At 68.7% G+C, this 17,833-nt stretch carries 14 protein-coding genes; 5 read left to right on the top strand and 9 right to left on the bottom strand.

Annotated elements, in window-relative coordinates; genetic code table 11:
* The first annotated feature begins 18 nt into the window (after nucleotides 1–18).
* A complete protein-coding gene (gene eptA / locus AC5P6S_RS17460) occupies nucleotides 19–1,830 on the top strand; it encodes a phosphoethanolamine transferase EptA (protein WP_495204689.1) in 1,812 nt (603 codons plus the stop codon).
* Here the strand turns inward: eptA and AC5P6S_RS17455 are convergent.
* A complete protein-coding gene (locus AC5P6S_RS17455) occupies nucleotides 1,734–2,654 on the bottom strand; it encodes a M14 family metallopeptidase (protein ID WP_005409936.1) in 921 nt (306 codons plus the stop codon). The genes eptA and AC5P6S_RS17455 overlap by 97 nt on opposite strands.
* Nucleotides 2,655–2,799: 145 nt before the next feature.
* Between AC5P6S_RS17455 and AC5P6S_RS17450 the strand changes: the two genes are divergently transcribed.
* Genes AC5P6S_RS17450 through AC5P6S_RS17435 form a run of 4 tightly spaced genes read left to right on the top strand, consistent with a single transcriptional unit; the run spans nucleotide 2,800 to nucleotide 6,721 of the window.
* On the top strand, nucleotides 2,800–3,453 hold the full coding sequence (locus tag AC5P6S_RS17450) for a DUF3348 family protein (protein ID WP_065183844.1): 654 nt from the start codon (nucleotides 2,800–2,802) through the stop codon (nucleotides 3,451–3,453).
* 10 nt (nucleotides 3,454–3,463) lie between these two features.
* Nucleotides 3,464–5,728 carry a DUF802 domain-containing protein gene (locus AC5P6S_RS17445; RefSeq protein WP_076740105.1) on the top strand — a complete coding sequence of 755 codons (2,265 nt, stop codon included), beginning with the start codon at nucleotides 3,464–3,466 and terminating at the stop codon, nucleotides 5,726–5,728.
* Nucleotides 5,725–6,363 (top strand): OmpA family protein, encoded by a 639-nt coding sequence (locus tag AC5P6S_RS17440; RefSeq protein ID WP_005409939.1) that lies wholly within the window; start codon nucleotides 5,725–5,727, stop codon nucleotides 6,361–6,363. Before AC5P6S_RS17445 ends, AC5P6S_RS17440 begins: the two co-directional genes overlap by 4 nt.
* Complete coding sequence (locus AC5P6S_RS17435; protein ID WP_329757757.1) at nucleotides 6,281–6,721, top strand: DUF2894 domain-containing protein; 441 nt, start codon at nucleotides 6,281–6,283, stop codon at nucleotides 6,719–6,721. Before AC5P6S_RS17440 ends, AC5P6S_RS17435 begins: the two co-directional genes overlap by 83 nt.
* 827 nt (nucleotides 6,722–7,548) lie before the next feature.
* On the opposite strand, the gene AC5P6S_RS17430 is transcribed toward AC5P6S_RS17435, so the two are convergent.
* The 8 genes from AC5P6S_RS17430 to AC5P6S_RS17395 all read right to left on the bottom strand — a co-directional run bounded on the left by AC5P6S_RS17430 (nucleotide 7,549) and on the right by AC5P6S_RS17395 (nucleotide 17,725).
* Complete coding sequence (locus AC5P6S_RS17430; protein WP_024958589.1) at nucleotides 7,549–7,995, bottom strand: REP-associated tyrosine transposase; 447 nt, start codon at nucleotides 7,993–7,995, stop codon at nucleotides 7,549–7,551.
* Nucleotides 7,996–8,164: 169 nt separating this feature from the next.
* Nucleotides 8,165–8,923: a 2,3-dihydro-2,3-dihydroxybenzoate dehydrogenase gene (locus AC5P6S_RS17425; protein ID WP_495204688.1), complete on the bottom strand. Its 759-nt coding sequence runs from the start codon at nucleotides 8,921–8,923 to the stop codon at nucleotides 8,165–8,167.
* Nucleotides 8,914–12,804, bottom strand: coding sequence for an enterobactin synthase subunit F (locus tag AC5P6S_RS17420; protein ID WP_495204687.1), 3,891 nt, complete (start codon nucleotides 12,802–12,804; stop codon nucleotides 8,914–8,916). The genes AC5P6S_RS17425 and AC5P6S_RS17420 overlap by 10 nt, the downstream gene beginning before the upstream one ends.
* The gene (locus AC5P6S_RS17415) at nucleotides 12,801–13,058 is read right to left on the bottom strand and encodes a phosphopantetheine-binding protein (protein ID WP_005409947.1); all 258 of its coding nucleotides are present in this window, start codon (nucleotides 13,056–13,058) and stop codon (nucleotides 12,801–12,803) included. The genes AC5P6S_RS17420 and AC5P6S_RS17415 overlap by 4 nt, the downstream gene beginning before the upstream one ends.
* A complete protein-coding gene (locus tag AC5P6S_RS17410) occupies nucleotides 13,058–13,690 on the bottom strand; it encodes an isochorismatase family protein (protein ID WP_033835614.1) in 633 nt (210 codons plus the stop codon). The genes AC5P6S_RS17415 and AC5P6S_RS17410 overlap by 1 nt, the downstream gene beginning before the upstream one ends.
* Nucleotides 13,690–15,342, bottom strand: coding sequence for a (2,3-dihydroxybenzoyl)adenylate synthase (locus tag AC5P6S_RS17405; RefSeq protein ID WP_012480510.1), 1,653 nt, complete (start codon nucleotides 15,340–15,342; stop codon nucleotides 13,690–13,692). Before AC5P6S_RS17405 ends, AC5P6S_RS17410 begins: the two co-directional genes overlap by 1 nt.
* A complete protein-coding gene (locus AC5P6S_RS17400; RefSeq protein ID WP_495204686.1) occupies nucleotides 15,339–16,532 on the bottom strand; it encodes an isochorismate synthase in 1,194 nt (397 codons plus the stop codon). The genes AC5P6S_RS17405 and AC5P6S_RS17400 overlap by 4 nt, the downstream gene beginning before the upstream one ends.
* Entirely contained in the window at nucleotides 16,529–17,725 is a 1,197-nt protein-coding gene (locus AC5P6S_RS17395) for an MFS transporter (RefSeq protein ID WP_242875163.1), read from the bottom strand. The genes AC5P6S_RS17400 and AC5P6S_RS17395 overlap by 4 nt, the downstream gene beginning before the upstream one ends.
* Nucleotides 17,726–17,833: the final 108 nt, after the last annotated feature.

Below are 17,833 nucleotides of genomic sequence, written 5' to 3'. Positions count from 1 at the left end.
GCTCCACGGAACCTGCTCGTGCGTCAATGCCGCCGTTTTCCACGGCCCCATCCGATCGTTCTGGTCTGGGCCGTCGCACTGTTCTTCACCACGATTGGAAACATCGCCCTCTGGAAGACGCTGTGGGGGCTGGTCGACCTCAACAGCGTGCGCAGCGTGCTGTTCCTGGCCAGCCTGCCGGTGGTGCTGTTCTGCCTGTTCAACCTGTTGCTGACGCCACTGCTGGCACTGCCATTCCTGCGCAGGCCGCTGCTGGTGCTGCTCGTTGTCGTCAGCGCCGCCTGCAGCTACTTCATGCTGCACTACAACGTGCTGATCGATCGCAGCATGGTGCAGAACGTGTTCGAGACCAACCAGGCCGAACTGAACGCCTATCTGTCGCTGCCACTACTGTTGACCCTGCTGGCGCTGGGCGTGCTACCTGCTGCCGGGCTCGCCCTGGTGCGCACCACCAGCGGGGCCGGTTCGATACGTTCGCTGCTGGTGTGGCCGGCCAGCGCTCTGGCGTCATTGCTGGTACTGCTGGCAATCGGCTTCGCGTTCTACAAGGACTACTCCTCGCTGCTGCGCAACAACCGCTATCTCCGTGACCAGGTGCTGCCGTTGAATGTCGTGCGCCATACCCACGGTTATCTGAAAGGCCTCTACAGCGCCCGCCAGCAACCCTTGCGCCCGATCGGCATGGACGCACGGCGCGTACCGGGCCCGCGTCCGAAGCTGGTGGTCATGGTCGTCGGCGAGACCGCGCGATCACAGAACTTCCAGCTCAACGGCTACCCACGCGCGACCAATCCCCGGCTCTCGCGCAAGGAAGGCGTCATCAGCTTCAGTGATGTTTCCTCATGCGGAACCGCAACGGCGATCTCGGTGCCGTGCATGTTCTCGCAGATGACCCGCCGCCAGTATGACGATGTACGCGCAGCGACCGAGGAGAACGTGCTCGACATCCTGCAGCGCACCGGCATCAGCGTGCTCTGGCGCAACAACAACAACGGTGGCTGCAAAGGCGTGTGCGAACGCGTGCCGACCGAGGACATGCCCGCGCTGAAGGTGGCCGGCCAATGTGTCAATGCCGACGGCACCTGCTATGACGAGGTGCTGCTGCATCAGCTCGGTACACGCATTGACGCCATGAACGGTGACGCCCTGGTCGTGCTGCACCAGCTTGGCAGCCACGGCCCGACCTACTTCGAACGCTACCCGGCACAGTCGCGGGCATTCAGTCCGACCTGCGACAGCAACCAGATCCAGCGTTGCAGCAACGAGGCGCTGATCAACACCTACGACAACACCCTGGTCCATACCGACCGCATGCTTGGCAAGACCATCGACCTGCTGCAGGGTTATGCGGACCAGCGTGATGTCGCACTGATCTATGTGTCAGACCATGGTGAGTCGCTGGGCGAACGCGGAATGTACCTGCACGGCACGCCCTACTTCATCGCCCCGCGCGAGCAGACCCAGGTGCCGATGGTGATGTGGTTCTCACCGGACTTCGGCCGCAACGCGGGCGTGGACCTGGCCTGCCTGCGCGGGAATGCCCTGCACCGGGCGCACAGCCACGACAATGTCTTCCACTCACTGCTGGGCCTGTTCGGGGTCAACACCACGGTGTACCAGCCCGATCTGGATGTCTTCGCCGGATGCCGCGCGTCGGCTTCGCCGGCTGTGGCCACCTCGCCAGCCAAAGAACGGCGCCGGTTGATGCCGGTCGCTGCCCGCAACGTGGCGCGTTACTGCGCCGCCAGGGCGAAATCCAGGCCCGCACACACCGCCGCCACCTGGGCGTCGTTGCACTCCTGCGGGTTGGTGCGCGGGCTGTCCGGGTAGACCTCGGTGGTGGTGGCAAAGCGCGCGTCGGTGAAGCCGGCGCAGGCGCCGATCGACCGCGACTCACCCCACACCACGCCCGGTGACTGCAGCGGCAGGCCGACCAGGTTGCCCTCGGCGTCGGCCGGGGCGATATGGGTGACTGGCGCGACCGCAGCGATCAGGGCCTTCTGGAACTCGGCCTGCGGGTCTTCGCTGTTGCCGATCACGTAGAAGCCATCCGGAATGGTGTCGCGCTCGAACGGCTTGCCGTCGCGGGCGCAGCGCGCCGGATCGAACTCGTGCAGGTCGCTGTCGGTGGTCTCGTGCAGGTCCAGGTGCACCAGCAGGTTCGGTTTGCGCTCGGCCACCCAGGCCATCAGCGCGGCCGCTTCCTCGATCTGGCCGCCGTCACGGAAGCTGCGGTTGGGGTCGATGGCATCCGGGTTCCAGCGCTGGATGCGCTCGTAGCCCCACGGGCTGACGCACGGTGCCACGATCAGGTTCAGCCGGCCCAGGTAACGCTCAGCCTGCTGTTCCAGGAACTGCAGGGCGCCATGCACGCCGCTGGTTTCGTAGCCATGCACGCCACCGGTGATCAGTGCGGTCGGCAGCGCCGGGTTCCAGTCGTGGTTGACCACGGCGAACAGCGGGTAATGGTCCGGCGCATAGTCCAGCTGGCCGTACTGGATCACATCGAAGCTGTCGTCCAGGCGCTCGAGCGCGGCCACCACGTCATCGTGGTAGCTGCGCTGGCGCTGCTGGCGAGCCCGCCACTGTGCGCGTTCCGCGTCGCCCCAGGGCTGTCCGGGGGTGCCGATCGGGTAGAACTGCGCAACGGTCATTGGGGAACTCCAGGGGTCGAACGGATGGGTGCAGCCGGACATTCTAAGCCTTGTCGCGCCTGCGGGCGCCCCCGCCCGGCCCCGCCTTCATCCAGGCCGGGTCATCTGGTTGTAAAATCAACGGTTTTTGGCCCCTCACCCCTTGATGGCGAACGCAGCGCAGCCGGTCCTGGGTGGACCGGAATTCCTCCGCCTGCTCGCCCGTCTCAGCGACGGCGCGATGCCGGCCAGCAGTCCCGCCCTGACCGATCGCCTCGGCCAGTGGGTGGACTGGAGCCGTGCCGTGGCCCTGTCCGGGGCGCTCGGCGGACGCCTGCCCGAGCCCGGTGAAGCCGCCGAAGCCGTCGAGGATGTGCTGGCCGACTGCGTCCAGGCGCACACCAGCCTGCTGGCCTCGATCAGTGAGGACGCCGAGACCGAGCGCCTGCTGGATCTGGCCGAAGCTGCCGCTGCACCCAACTTCGCCTCGCTGCGCCAGCGCTACCGGGTACTGCAGCAGGCCATCCAGACCGCCACCGGGCGCCTGCGCGGCCGCCTGCGCGACCAGCTGGTGCAGGTTTCGCCCGAGCTGGCGCGGCTGGCCGAGGTCGATGCGGTGATGGAACAGACCCTCACCCCGCGCGAGCACAGCCTGCTGGCCACTGCGCCGGCCGTGCTCGGCGCCCGTTTTGAACGCGTGCACGGCCAGCCCGGCTGGCGCGCGGCCTTCCGCCATGACATGCGCACCCTGCTGCTCGCCGAGCTGCAGCTGCGCTTCCACCCGATCGAAGGGCTGCAAGACGCCCTGCGCTCCCACTGACCGGAACACCATGTCCAGAACTGCTTTCCATGTCGTTGTTTTCCTTGTCGGCCTGCTGGCCGTGTGCTGGATCGGCATTGGCTATGTTTCGGTGCATCCGCTGGGTGCAGCGGTGGCGGCGATCATCGCGGCCTGCTACATCGCCGGTGGCGTGGAGCTGTACCGCTACCGCCAGGCCAGCAACGGCCTGCGCAGTGCACTGAACGACCTGTCCAGCGCGAAGGAGAGCCTCACTCCCTGGCTGGAGCGCGTGCCCGCAGGCCTGCGCAATGCCGTGCGCCTGCGCGTGGAGGGCGAGCGCACTGCCCTGCCCGCTCCGGTGCTGACCCCTTACCTGGTCGGCCTGCTGGTGCTGCTGGGCATGCTCGGCACCCTGCTGGGCATGATGGACACGCTGCGTGGCACCGGACTGGCCCTGCAGAGCGCGACCGACATGGCCGCGATCCGCGGCTCGCTGGCTTCGCCGGTGCAGGGCCTGGCGGTGGCATTCGGCACCTCGATCGCCGGTGTGGCCAGCTCGGCCATGCTCGGCCTGCTGGCGGCGCTGCTGCGTCGTGACCGCCTGCAGGCCGTGCAGCAGCTGGATCGCGCCATTTCCGGCGACCTGCATCCGTACTCGCAGGCCTGGCAGCGCGCCGAGTCGCTGCGCCTGCTGCAGGCACAGTCCGCGGCGCTGCCGGCGCTGGTCGACCGCCTGCAGGCGATGACCAGCACCTTTGAACAGCACAGTGCGGCCGCCAATGAGCGCCTGCTGGCCGGCCAGGCCGAGTTCCTGACCCAGAGCCAGGCACTGCAGGAACGCCTGGCGGTCTCGCTGCAGCAGTCGCTGCGCGAAGGGGCTGAAGCCAGCGCCGCCGCCATCGGTGGCGCGCTGCAGCCGATGGCCGAGACCACCCTGGCTGGCCTGGCCCATCACGGCGAAGCACTGCATGCCCGCGTCGAGCAGGCCGTGCAGCAGCAGCTGGCCGGCCTGAGCGACGGTTTCGAGCGCAGCCGCGTCGCAACCGAGGCCAGCTGGGCCAAGGTGGTGAGTGAACAGACCCAGGCACAGCAGGCACTGGTGAGCGACCTGCGCCAGCACCTGCAGGCCTTCAGCGATGGCCAGGCCACGCATGCCGAAGCGCTGGTCACACGTATCGGCGAGCGCCTGCAGGCCGATGCACAGGACAATGCGGAGGCCTTGCGTGCTGCCGCCGAACAGCAGCAGGCCCTGAACAGCGCGCTGGTCGAGCGCCAGCAGCAGGCGTTGATCGCCGCCAGCGAGCATCTGGACGCGCGTGCGCAGGCGCTGCTGCAGGCACTGGAGCAGCAGCACAGCGCCAGCCAGTCGCTGCTGCAGGACCACGAACTGCAGCGTTCGCAGCAGTGGCAGGCAGCGCAGGCCACCGCCGCGACCGCGCACGCCGAACTGCAGGCCAGCCTGGACAGCCGCGAGCAGCAGCGCCAGGCGCGCTGGGACGCGGTCAGCGCCGAGTTGCAGCAGGCCCACGCCGCCCTGCAGGCGCAGTTGCAGGCCGGCGACGAACAGCGCCTGCAGCGCTGGAGCGATGCTCTGCAGCACGTTTCCACCGAGCTGGCCGAGCGCCTGCAGGCCAATGGCGAACGCCTGGCCGCGCAGCAGCAGCGCGTCTGCGACACGCTGGCGGAGACCGCACAGCAGATCGGCGAGAACGGTCGCGCACAGGCCAGCGCCACGCTGGCCGAAGTGTCCACCCTGCTGCAGACCGCCGCCGCCGCGCCCAAGGCCGCTGCCGACGTCATCAACGAGCTGCGCAGTACGCTGTCCGAGAGCCTGGTGCGTGACAACGCGATGCTGGAGGAACGCGGACGCCTGCTGGCCACCGTGCAGACCCTGCTGGATGCGATCAACCACGCCTCGCACGAACAGCGCACCGCTGTGGACGCACTGGTCGGTGGCTCGGCCGAGCTGCTGGAACGCGTCGGCAACCGCTTCACCGACCATATCGCCGCCGAGACCGGCAAGCTGGATGGCATTGCCGCAGCGCTCCACGGCAGCGCGGGCGACGTCGGACAGCTGGCCAGCAGCTTCGGCGAAGCGGTCGCGCAGTTCGGCAGCGCCTCCACCGAGCTGTCCGGCCGCCTGGAACAGATTGGCGGCGCACTGGACGCCTCGCTGGCCCGCAGCGACGAGCAGCTGGCCTACTACGTGGCGCAGGCGCGCGAGGTGGTCGACCTCAGCCTGCTGTCGCAGAAGCAGGTGATGGAAGAACTGCAGCAGCTTGCCACGCGCCGCGGCAAGGCCGGTAGCGCATGAGCGACGAGCTGGAGGTCGATGGCGGTTCGCACGCCCCGATCTGGGCCGCCTTCGGCGACCTGATGTCGGTGCTACTGGGCGCGTTCGTGCTGATACTGGTCGGTGTGGTCGCGGTGCAGCTGGAGCTGTCGCAGCGGCTGGACCAGGAAGTGAAGCAGCGCCAGGCCGAAGCCAAGCGCCTGCAGACCCTCGAACAGGCGCTGGCGGGCCCGTTGGCCGCCGGTCGCGTGACGCTGGTGGATGGCCGCATCGGCATCAGCGGCAGCGTGCTGTTCGCGCTGAACTCCGACCAGCTGCAGCCGGAAGGCCAGGAGCTGCTGCGCAGCCTGGCCGCACCGCTGGCCGCCTATCTGGGCAGCCGCGAAGAGATCCTGATGGTCAGCGGCTTCACCGATGACGCACCGGTGCGCGAAGGCAACCGGCGTTTCGCCGACAACTGGGAGCTGTCCGCGCAGCGCTCGCTGACCGTAACCCGCACCCTGATCGCCGATGGCGTACCGGCTGACGCCGTGTTCGCCGCCGCGTTCGGCAGCGAGCAGCCGGTCAGTTCCAATGCCAATGAGGAAGGCCGCGCACGCAACCGCCGCGTGGAGATCGCGCCGATTCCCAAGCCCAAGGCCCCGGATGCCAAGTAAGCTTTCAGCGCTCGAAGGCCTGCGCGCACTGGTGCGCGACCTCGATGCGGGGTCGCGCTCGCTGCCGCATTACCCGCAGGTGCCGATGCTGCAGCAGGTGCAGCGCGAGTGGTCGGAGCTGCGCAGCGAACTGCAGGTGCGCCGCTCACTGCGCACCGAGGCCCCGGCCGACGGCGGCCCGCTGAACTCGGCGGTGCTGGTGCAGCGCATGCTGGACACGATGCAGGCCACCAGTCCCGGCTACCTGCGCCACTTCATTGATTACGTGGACACCCTGTCCTGGTTGCAGGCGCTGCAGGATGGCGCCGCCAGCAGTGCGGATGCCGCAAAGCCGAAGCGGACACGCAAGCCGCGCTGAACATTCACTGGTAGTGCCGGCCGCTGGCCGGCATCAAACCGGACCGACCACGGCCGAAGCGCGCGCAAGCGGCGCTGAACAGCGAATGGCCGCGCTGAACATTCACTGGTAGTGCCGGCCGCTGGCCGGCAGCCATGCATCTCCGCGCAGGTCATGAGGTTGCCGGCCAGCGGCCGGCACTACCATCGAGGGTGCTCTGTGCGCCGGAATGCAATCTGCGCTGCGCTTCGCCATTGCTTTGGTAGTGCCGGCCGCTGGCCGGCATCACAACCAGACCGACCACGACCGAGGCGCGCACAAGCGGCGCTGAACAGTCAATGGCCGCGCTGAACATTGACTGGTAGTGCCGGCCGCTGGCCGGCAGCTATGCATCTCCGCGCGGGTCATGGGGTTGCCGGCCAGCGGCCGGCACTACCACCGAGGGCGCTCTGTGCGCCGGAACGCAATCTGCGCTGCGCTTCGCCTTTGCTGTGGTAGTGCCGGCCGCTGGCCGGCATCACAACCAGGCCGACCACGGCCAAGACGCGCGCAAGCGGCGCTGAACAGCGAATGGCTGCGCTGAACATCGACTGGTAGTGCCGACTGCCGGCCGGCAGCCATGCATCTCCGCGCGGGTCATGGGGTTGCCGGCCAGCGGCCGGCACTACCATCGAGGCTGCTCTGTGTGCCGGAACGCAATCTGCGCTGCGCTTCGCATTTGCTTTGGTAGTGCCGGCCGCTGGCCGGCATCACAACCAGACCGGCCACGGCCGAGGCGCGCGCAAGCGGCGCTGAACAGCGAATGGCCGCGCTGAACATTCACTGGTAGTGCCGGCCGCTGGCCGGCATCACAACCAGACCGACCATGCATACGGATACTCGCCAATCTGCCCAGCAAGACCGGCGCGCACCGGATTCCCCAGGATGTACAGCGCTTGCTGCGCCAGCGACTCCTCGGCCCTCACGGCATGATCAAAGTAGCCAGACTGCCAGACCGTACATCGACGCCCCACCAGGCGATTCAGGGCGAGCGCGCTCGACGATTTCATCCGGCGCGCGATGTCGGGAAGGTGAGCTGCGCGCAGCTCGAACATCCAGTGGACGTGATCCGGCATGACGACCCATGCGTGTGACTGTACGAGCCCGCGCTGTTCGATGTAGTGGAACTGGTCGATTACACATGCTGCTGCAGCTTCGCTTTCAAAGAGCCGGCGGCGCTGGTGTGTCGTGGTTGTCAGAACGTAGGACTGGCCGATGATCGAGTGACGGCCCAGGCGGAGGCGATGGCTGCTCATGCGCCATGGTGGGTCGATCATTGGGCGCTGGCTGTCGGGCCATGCCTCGATGGAGGTTGGGAGATGTCTGAAGTTGAATGAGCTTGCCGGCCAGCGGCCGGCACTACCGGAGCTGTGGGTTGCCGGCCAGCGGCCGGCACTACCACTGCCGGCAGGCGGCCGCCGGGGCTCAGCCGCGCAGGGTGGCGCCGCCGTCGACGTACAGATCACTCATCGCCACATGCCCGGCCTGGTCGGAGAGCAGGAACATCACTGAGTGCGCAATGTCCTCGGGGGTGGCCAGCTTGCGCAGTGGAATGCCGGCCTTGTAGGACTCCAGGCTGCCGGCGATTACCCGCTCGGCACCGCGCTCGTCCTGCCACATGCCGGTCTGCATCGGGGTCAACGTGGACCCCGGGGCGACGATGTTGCAGCGGATGCCCAGCGGCGCCAGCTCCAGCCCGAGGCAGCGGGTGAACATGGTGGCGGCGGCCTTGGACGCGGCATACGCCGCCATGCCATGCCGCGGCACACCGGCCGCATTCGAGCTGACGGTGACGATCGCGCCCTGGCCACGCGGTGACATCACCCGCGCCAGCGCACGCCCAACGTGGAACACGCCATCGGCGTTGACCGCGAACACCCGGCGCCAATCGGTATCGGTGGTCTCCGCAACAGCTCCCACATGCAGAACACCCGCCACGTTGGAGGCAAGGCCAATGGGCCCGATGCCGGCTTCCACACGATCCACCAGGGCGTCCACCGCTGCGCTGTCGGTCACGTCGAGTGCGAACGACCTGACCCGCGTATCGGCCACGTGTGGCGCCTCACGATCGGTCGCCACCACCGTGCAGCCGGCCTCGACCAACAGCCGTACCAGTGCCTCGCCGATGCCGCCGGAGGCACCGGTCACCAATGCCACGCGGCCTTCAAAACCGGTCAACTGCATGTTGCGATCTCCTGTTGCTCGTCCCATTGGCGCAGCCGCGCCGACAACCATGGCGCCAGCTGCGCCACCGCATCGCGGCCGGTCAGCTCGGCGTGCAGGAACGGCAGTTCCAAGGCCTGCACCTTGCGCGCGTGGGTCCGCCACAACGCCGACTGCAGCTGTGGTCGCGCCTGGTGATCCCGGCCCGCGCGGACGTGCACCAGCGTGCCATCGAACCGTTGGTGGATGTGTTCGCGGATCAATCGATTGGTGCCGGTCACCGCGCGCACCACGCCGTCGAGCACCACATCCGGCAGGCTGCCGAGTGCACTGCCACCACGCCGCAGGAACGCCAGAATGCGTTCACGGCTGTCCAGCTCCGGATGCGCATCCGGATCGTGGCCGGCAATCGCCAGCAGTGCCCGCAATGCAGCGATGGCATCGGGTTCCGGCTCGGCCCGCCAGCACTCGCTGGGATAAGCGTCCAGCAGCACCAGCTCGCCAACCTCGCGCCCGATCTCGTGGAGGCGCACCGCCATCGCCTGGGCGAGGATGCCACCCACCGACCAGCCCAGCAGATGCACCGGCCCCTTCGGCTGCAGTGCGACCACGCGCTGTACGTAGTCGTTGGCCATCGCCTCGATGCTGCTTGGCAGCGGCAGCCGCGCGTCCAGTGCCGGCGACTGCAGGCCATACACCGGGCGTGCCGGCTGCAGTGCACGGGCCAGGGTGCGGTAGTTCCAGGCGATGCCACCGGCCGGGTGCAGCACGAACAGCGGCGTGGGCCCGGCAGCGTCGGTCGCGGCCAGCGCGATCACTGGCCCCAGTGCGTGATCGGCCAGCGCGGGCGGCTCGGCAATTCGAACCGCCAGCGCGGCCACGGTGGGCTGCGCGAACAAGGCACCCAGACCCAGATCGCAGCGCCAGCGCTGCTCGATGGCCAGCAGCAGGTGCACCGCCGAAAGCGAGTCACCGCCGAGACTGAAGAAGTCCGCATCCACCGCCACCGGCGCCTCACGCCCAAGCGCCTGGGCGAACAGCAACGCCAGCTCCTGTTCCAATGGCGTGCGCGGCGCCAAGCCGGCAACTTCAAGTTGCGGTGGCTTCGGCAACGCGTTGCGGTCGAGCTTGCCGTTGGCGGTCACCGGCCAGTGGTCCACGCCGACAAACGCCGAGGGAACCATGTAGTCCGGCACACGCGTGGCGAGGTGGCTGCGCAGCATTACGGCATCGGCAAGCGCGGTTGGCACATAGGCCACCAGCCGGGCGTCGCCGGGCGCATCCTGGCGCAGCAGCACTTCCACGCGCTCCATGCCAGGCAGTTCGCGCAGTGCCGCCTCGATTTCGCCCAGTTCGATACGCAGGCCGCGCAGTTTCACCTGGTGGTCGCTGCGGCCCAGGTACTCCACCGCACCATCGCGGCGCCAGCGTGCTACGTCGCCGGTGCGGTAGATGCGCTCGCCCGCCAGGAAGGGATCGGCCAGGAAGCGTTCGGCGGTCAGGTCATCGCGACCGAGATAGCCACGTGCCAGTTGCACCCCCCCCAGGTACAGGTCACCGGCCACGCCTACCGGCACCGGCTGCATCCGCGCGTCCAGCACGTACAGGCGGGTGTTCCAGACCGGGAATCCGATCGGCACCGGCCGCGAGCGATCCTGCGCCGACGCCGGCCAGTAGCTGACATCCACCGCGGCCTCGGTCGGGCCGTACAGGTTGTGCAGCTCTGCGTGCACGTGCGTGTGGAAACGGTCGCGCAATGAGGCGTCCAGCGCCTCACCGCTGGTGAACACCCGGCGCAGCTGCAGCCCTGCCGAAGCCGGCGCAGCGAGGAAGGCATCGAGCATCGACGGCACGAAATGCGCCGTGGTGATCCCATGCCCACGGATCAAGCGCGCCAGTTCGGTGGGATCGCGATGCGCGTCAGGCCCGGCGACCATCAGGGTGGCCCCACACAGCAGCGGCAGGAAGAACTCCCAGACCGAGACATCGAAGGTGGCCGGGGTCTTCTGCAGCACGCGGTCATCGGCGCGAATGCCGTAGTGCTCGCGCATCCACAGCAGGCGGTTGACGATGGCACGGTGTTCGATGACCACGCCCTTGGGCTCGCCGGTGGAACCGGAGGTATAGATCACATAGGCCGCATCGCTGGGCGCCGGATCGGCCCACGGCGCGGCGAAGCTCAGCGCGGTCCACTGCTCCGGCGCGAGCACCGGTACGCCGGCCATGCGCGCCGAATCCTCGGCCGCAGCCAGTACGCACACCGGCTGTGCCGAGGCGAAAATACGTGCCAGCCGCTCATCGGGATGGGCAAGGTCCAGCGGAAGATAGGCCGCGCCTGCGCGCAGTACCGCGACCAGCGCGATCACCAGCTCCAGCGAGCGCGGCAATGCCACCGCCACCACGCTGCCCGGGCCGACATCCATCGCCCGCAGCTGCGCCGCCAGCGCGAAACTGCGCGCTTCCAGCGTTGCGTAGTCCAGCGTAGTGTCGCCGAACACCAGCGCAGGCGCGTGCGGATCCCGATCCATGCCCTGCTGCAGCAGCTCGACCAGGGTCGTCTCCGGCAGCGCGTGCGCGGTGGCATTGAATTCCTGCAGCACCTGCTGCGCCTCCTCGGGCGTCGCCAGGGGCACGGCTGCGATATCGTCAGCCTGCAGCGCCGCCGATACGAAATGCAGCAGCCGCGCCGCGTGCGCCTCGACATCCTCGCGACTGTACAGCGCGGGATTGGCCTCGATCTCCAGATCCAGCAGCGCCTGGCCATCGCCACGGAAGCCCAGCGTCAGGTCATCCACCGGCCCGGTGCACAGCACCTCCAGCGTCGCCTGCACGTCGGCCAGCGTCAGCGCCTTGTAGAACGGCTGCACATTCACCAGCGGACCGTGCAGGCGCTGCTGCGCGCCGACCAGGCCCAGGTCCCGGCGCAGCTGCTCACCGCGGTAACGGCCGTGCTTGCGACCCTGGCTGAGCTGCCGGCCCAGGCCGCGGGTGAAGGCCTCCACGCTGCCCTCGCCGGCCGCCACGCGCAGCGGCAACACATTCATCACCATCGCCGGCACCCGCGCCGACGCGTTGCCGAGCCGCCCCATGTAGGGCACGCCCAGCACCACTTCATCGGCCGCGCTCATCCGCCGCAGGTACTCGGCCGACAACGCGGCCAGCACATCCGGCCAGGGCTGCAGCCAACGCACAGAGGCCTGCAGCAGCTGCTCACGGAAGGCCGCATCGAGCGGCTGCACCCAGCGCAGCGCGTCGTCACTGGCCGCGAGCGTGCCGGCCAGGCCCACGCCTGCCGGTGCGCCCTGCATGTGCTCACGCCACCACTGCCCGGCCAGCGCGCGGCGCGGATCGGCACGATAAGCGGCATCATCGGCCAGCACGCCCGCCAGCCCCGGCAGTGGCTCACCCATGCGGCCGGCGTACAACGCGCACACGCGATCGGTGAACAGCGCCATGCCATAGCCATCAGCCGCCAGATGATGCACCCGCAGGTACCAGACCCAGCGCTGCCCGCCCAGCTCAAGCAGCATCTGTTGGCTGATCCGGTCGCGGGCGGGGTCGACCGGGCTCAGCCGGTCGGCGTGCATCAGGCTGCGTGCCGCAGCGGCAGCATCCGCTTCGGCGGAAACATCACGCACCGAAAGCAGCGGCACGTGTGCCGGGTCGTACCACTGCAGCGGCTGGCCATCGGCCCCTTCGGCAAAGCGCAGCGCAAAGGCCTGGGCTTCGAACGCAGCCTGGTCTGCCGCTGCAACGAACGCGGTCACGTCCAGCGGGCCATCGATCCACACCGCGTGCGCGGTATTGAATGACGGATTGTCCGGCGCCAGCCGCTGTGCAAACCACAGTCCGGTCTGGGCCTCGGTCAATGCCACCGGCGTGGCCAGCGCAGCGGCGTTCATGCGTTCTGCGCGGCCTGCAGCGTCTGCACCACGTTCCACCATTGGCGCAGCGTGGTGTGCTCGGCCAACTGCGAGAACTCAATCGGCAGGCCGGTGTTGCCCCAGGCCAGGACCAGGCCGAGCATGCGCATCGAGTCCAGGTCCAGGTCGATCAGGTTGTCGTCGTCACCGATCTCGGCCGGCGTACATTCCAGAACGCGCGCCACGTCGGCACGCATCCGCTCCAGATCCAGCATCTCAGCGGTGGCAGCCATCACAGCACCTCCAGCAACTGGTCGGTGGTCATCGGCACGCCACAGGTGCGTGCGATCCAGTGCAGCGCCTGATCGTGATCGGCGCGCGAGAAGTCCGCCACGGCATCGGCGGCGATGAAGGCCTCGATATCACGCTGGAACGCTTCGACCACGGTCGCGGTGCAGCCGATATGGGCGTACACGCCGGTCACCAGCAACTGGTCGCGGCCACGCACCCGCATCAGCGTCTCCAGGTTGCTGCGCTGGAACGCGCTGTAACGGTGCTTCACCAGCACGTGCTCGCCCGGCTGCGGTGCCAGCGCGTCGATGATCGGTTCATGGTCGGCGCTGCGGCGCATGCCCGGTCCCCACAGGTCGGCCTGCAGGCCACGGTCACGGCGATCCTGGTCGCCATGCTGGGCGGTGTAGAACACCGGAATACCGCGCGCGCGGCAATGCGCCAGCAGGCGTGCGATGTTGTCCACGGCCGGCCGCAGCGGTGCATTGCCGGCGTCGAATGCGGCCAGGAAGTAGCGCTGCATGTCGTGCACCAGCAAGGCGACACGATCGCGCTGCGGGCGCCACGGGCCGCGTGCCTGCGGCAGTTCGGCGGCGGTCGGCAAGGGGTAATCGGTGATACGGGGCAGCGCCATCAGCGCGTTCCTCCTGTCTGTTGCAGATGACGCGCACGCAACTGCGCGCGCAGTTCGCGGCGGCTGATCTTGCCGACCGCGGTGGTATCGAAACTGTCGACCAACACGACCTGGTCGGGCACCTTGAACGCCGCCAGGCCGCGCCCGCGCATCCAGGACTTCAGCGCCGGCGCCTTGAACGGTTCGCCCTGCGGAATCACGAAGGCACAGCTGCGCTCGCCCAGGTACTCGTCGGGAATGGAGACCACGGCCGCATCGAACACACCGGGGTGGGCCAGCAGGTGATCTTCGATCTCTTCGGCGGAGATCTTCTCGCCGGCACGGTTGATGTGGTCACCGGCGCGGCCCTGCACCACCAGGTAGCCTCCGGGCAGCTGCTGCACACGGTCACCGGTACGATAGAAGCCGTCATCGGTGAACGAGCGCGCATTGGCGACCGCGTCGTTGTGGTAGCCGCGGATGGTGTACGGCCCACGGGTGAGCAGATGCCCTACCTCGCCTTCGGCCACCGGCTGGTCGTGATCATCGACCACGCGCACTTCATCATCCGGACTGATCGGCCTGCCCTGGCAGGCCACGATCAGTTCCTCCGGGTCATCCAGCCGTGTGTAGTTGACCAGGCCTTCGGCCATGCCGAACACCTGCTGCAGCGTGCAGCCAAGGCCATCGATCACCCGTCGTGCGGCTTCCGGCACCAGTTTGGCGCCGCCTACCTGCAGTACCTGCAGGCTGGACAGATCATGCTTGCTGGTGGCGGCGGCCTGTGCCCACAGCAACGCCAGCGGCGGCACCAGCCCGCAGCAGGTCACCTGCTCGCGGGCGATCAGCGGGAAGGCCGCATCCGGACCGGGGCCGGGACTGAGCACCACGCGGGCGCCGGCATACAGTGCGCCGAAGAAGCCCGGCGAACTCATCGGGAAATTGTGCGCGGCCGGCAGCGCGACCAGATAGACGCTGTCGCGGTCGATGCCGCAGAGGTCATTGCTGGCGCGGAACGAGTAGATGTAGTCGTCGTGGGTACGCGGAATCAGCTTGGACAGCCCGGTGCTGCCTCCGGATATCTGCAGGAACGCCACCGACTGCGGGTCCGGATCGGACGGCAGCTGGCTGCGATCGCCCTGCAGTGCCTCCAGCGCGATGAACTCCGCCGCATCGCCGTCGATCACCACATGGCGAACCGCCGGCACTTCGGCCTGCAGCGCCCTTGCCAACGCGCGATGATCGAAGCCATCGTGCAGTGCGGTGGTGATGTAGGCACTGGCTTCCGCCTTGCTGGCGAAGTGGACCAGCTCGGTGATGCGGTGCGCCGGCAACGCATACACCGGCACCAGGCCGGCGCGGAACAGGCCGCAGACCGTGGTGATGAACCCGGCGGTATTGCCCAGCTGCACCAGCACCCGTTCGCCAGGCTGCAGGCCGAGCGCCAGCAGGCCCGCACCGATGCGGCCTGCCTCATGCCACAGCTGCGCATAGCTCAGGCGTACGTCGCCGGCGACTACCGCGATGTCATCGGCGTAGCGTTCTGCACGCTCGCGCAGGAAACCCGGGAAGGTCTCGCCACGCCAGTGACCGGCTTCGCGATAGCGCGCCACCAGCGTGTCGGGCCACACCTGCTGCAGTGGCAGGCGGGAAGAGTCAGTGGAGGTACTCATGCGGCAGGCTCGATGGCGGGCGCGGATTCATGGACACCCAGCGCGTTCAACAGGGCAGCGAACTTCGCTGCGGTTTCGGCCACCTCGGCCTCGGGGTGTGACTCGGCGACGATGCCGGCACCGGCATACAGGCGCAGCTGCGTGCCCTGCAGGCGCGCGCAGCGGATCGCCACGTACCAGTCGCCGTCACCCTGCGCGTCCAACCAGCCCACGGCACCGGCGTAGAAGCCGCGCGGCACCGGTTCCAGCTCGCGGATGCGCTGCAGCGCCGCCAACCGTGGCGTACCGCAGACTGCCGGCGTGGGGTGCAGCTGCGCCAGCAGTTCGGCGGCAGACGCCTGCGGATCCTTCAGGGTGGCGTGGATGCGGGTGCCCAGGTGCCACATGCTGGCGGTGGCATGCAGCACCGGGCGCGGCTGCGCATCGATGTGGCTGCAGTACGGTGCCAAGCCCTCGACGATGGCTTCGACCACGTGGCGGTGCTCGTCGTGGTCCTTGGTCGAGGCCAGCAGCGCCTGCGCCGCACGCTCGTCCTCGGCGGCATCGGCGCTGCGCCGCGCGGAACCGGCCAGAGGATGCGACAACAGCTCGGCGCCGCGCTTGCGCAGCAGCAGTTCCGGCGTCGCGCCCACCAGCCAGGCCGGCGCCTGGCCCAGCTCCACCGGCAACGGCACCGCGTAGGTCGCCACCGACGGATCTGCGCCCAGGCGTGCCAGCAGCACGTCCGGAGACAGCGCCTGGCGGGTGCGTGCCAGCAGGCTGCGCGCCAGCACCACCTTCTGGAGGTTCAGTTCGGGCGCGCGCAGTACCTGCACCGCCGCGGCAACCGCTGACACATAGTCCTGCGGCGCAGGCTCGGCGCACAGAGCACCGTCCAGCGGCGGTGCGGCCTGCGGCTGCAGTGCCAGCGCTGGCAGCAGGCGCTCGGGCTGGAACAGCGCATCGTCCGCACGCGGTTCGAACGGCACTGCGCCAACCAGCAGGCCCGGACCGCCACGCTGCCGGGCAAAGAACGCCGAGACGCGTTCTGCCAATGTCGCCAGCGCACCGGCCGGCAGCGTGGCGCGGCAGCCGCGTGCGTGCACGTGCTGGCCGGCATGCTGCAGCAGGAACAGCGACGCGTCGTCGGTGCTGTCCAGTGGCGCTGGCGCAGCCTCCGGCCACGCGCCCTGCATCAGGGAATCGTTCATGGGGTCTCCTTCATCCGATGCGCTGCAGCCAGCGCGCACAGCAACAGCAGCAGCGCACCGACCAGCAGGTAAGGCAGGCTTGGCCCGCCGCGATACAACAGCGTGCCGAGCATCGGCCCGGCCACCATGCCCAGCCCCTGCGCGGCAGCGACGGTGCCGGCGGCGGCGCCCTGCTCGTGCGCCTCCACCGCATCGGCGGCCAGCGCCTGGAACGAGGGGAATACGAAGCCCATGCCAAACGCAGCCAGCGCGTACGCCGCCGGCAACTGCCAGCCCTGCTGCACGCCCGCCACCGAAGCAAAGCCAATGCCGGAAATCAGGGCGCCAAGGACGATCCAACGGCGTGGATGTACCTCCAGCTTCATCACCAGCGCCTGCGCCAGGATCAGGCCGACACCAACGGCGGTAAGTGCGATGCCGGCCATGCGTGCACCGGCCGCCGCATCCAGGCCCAGGCGATCAATCGCGAAGAAGCCGACCGTGACCTGCGCGATGGTCACCGAGACCATCGCGATGAACGCTGCCAGCTGCGGCAGGCGCAGGCGCGCGTCGAGACGGCTCATCGGCGAGCGGCGCCGCGCGGATGCTCCCACCACCGGCGGCGTCGCTGGCAGCCGCCAGGCCAGCAATGCCAGTGCCAGCAACGGCAGCAACGCGGCCACGTACAGCGCCAGCGAAAGATTGGTATAGGCCAGCCAGCCAGCCGCAGCCGGTCCCAGCACCATGCCCAATGCGTTGGCGCTGCCCAGGCGGGCGAGGAACTTCGCACGTTGGCCGGTCGGTGCCTTGTCGGCGATGAGCGCGGCTGCGGTAGGAGGCACCGCCGCGTAGAACAGGCCGATCAGGCCACGCGCGCCGACCAGCACCAGCACCGACACCAGTACCGGCGGCACCGCCTGCAGGGCGACGTCGATGAACACCGCCAGTGCGATGTAGACCGCCGTATAGGCACTCATCGCCAGGATCAGCACGCGCTTGCGCCCAATGCGGTCGCTGAGCTGGCCCCAGGGGCGCGCGGCCAGCATCCACAACACGCCTGCGGCGGTGACCGACAGGCCGGCATGCCACTCGGACAAGCCGAGCATGCGGACCACCGGGCCGATCACGGCGACGAAGGACATCATCGCCATGGTGCCGATCAGGGCAGCCAACACCAGCGCCGGCAAGCCGGGAACGACGGGACGTGCGTGCATGGAACACCAGCCGTAACAGGAAAGGATGGCCGGGCACGCCTGCGCACCCCGCCCGGCACCGGCCCTGCTCAGGACCGGACGCCACCCTTAAATGATAACGGCTCGTAT

It is taken from the genome of Stenotrophomonas sp. YJH_SMC_119 (assembly GCF_059368315.1).
This window is presented reverse-complemented; position numbering and strand designations above follow the sequence as displayed.

Coding starts and splice junctions, on each gene's coding strand:
- AC5P6S_RS17455 (WP_005409936.1), bottom strand. CDS start 2,654: ATGACCGTTGCGCAGTTCTACCCGATCGGCACCCCCGGACAGCCCTGG.
- AC5P6S_RS17450 (WP_065183844.1), top strand. CDS start 2,800: ATGGCGAACGCAGCGCAGCCGGTCCTGGGTGGACCGGAATTCCTCCGC.
- AC5P6S_RS17445 (WP_076740105.1), top strand. CDS start 3,464: ATGTCCAGAACTGCTTTCCATGTCGTTGTTTTCCTTGTCGGCCTGCTG.
- AC5P6S_RS17440 (WP_005409939.1), top strand. CDS start 5,725: ATGAGCGACGAGCTGGAGGTCGATGGCGGTTCGCACGCCCCGATCTGG.
- AC5P6S_RS17435 (WP_329757757.1), top strand. CDS start 6,281: ATGCCAATGAGGAAGGCCGCGCACGCAACCGCCGCGTGGAGATCGCGC.
- AC5P6S_RS17430 (WP_024958589.1), bottom strand. CDS start 7,995: ATGAGCAGCCATCGCCTCCGCCTGGGCCGTCACTCGATCATCGGCCAG.
- AC5P6S_RS17425 (WP_495204688.1), bottom strand. CDS start 8,923: ATGCAGTTGACCGGTTTTGAAGGCCGCGTGGCATTGGTGACCGGTGCC.
- AC5P6S_RS17420 (WP_495204687.1), bottom strand. CDS start 12,804: ATGAACGCCGCTGCGCTGGCCACGCCGGTGGCATTGACCGAGGCCCAG.
- AC5P6S_RS17415 (WP_005409947.1), bottom strand. CDS start 13,058: ATGGCTGCCACCGCTGAGATGCTGGATCTGGAGCGGATGCGTGCCGAC.
- AC5P6S_RS17410 (WP_033835614.1), bottom strand. CDS start 13,690: ATGGCGCTGCCCCGTATCACCGATTACCCCTTGCCGACCGCCGCCGAA.
- AC5P6S_RS17405 (WP_012480510.1), bottom strand. CDS start 15,342: ATGAGTACCTCCACTGACTCTTCCCGCCTGCCACTGCAGCAGGTGTGG.
- AC5P6S_RS17400 (WP_495204686.1), bottom strand. CDS start 16,532: ATGAACGATTCCCTGATGCAGGGCGCGTGGCCGGAGGCTGCGCCAGCG.
- AC5P6S_RS17395 (WP_242875163.1), bottom strand. CDS start 17,725: ATGCACGCACGTCCCGTCGTTCCCGGCTTGCCGGCGCTGGTGTTGGCT.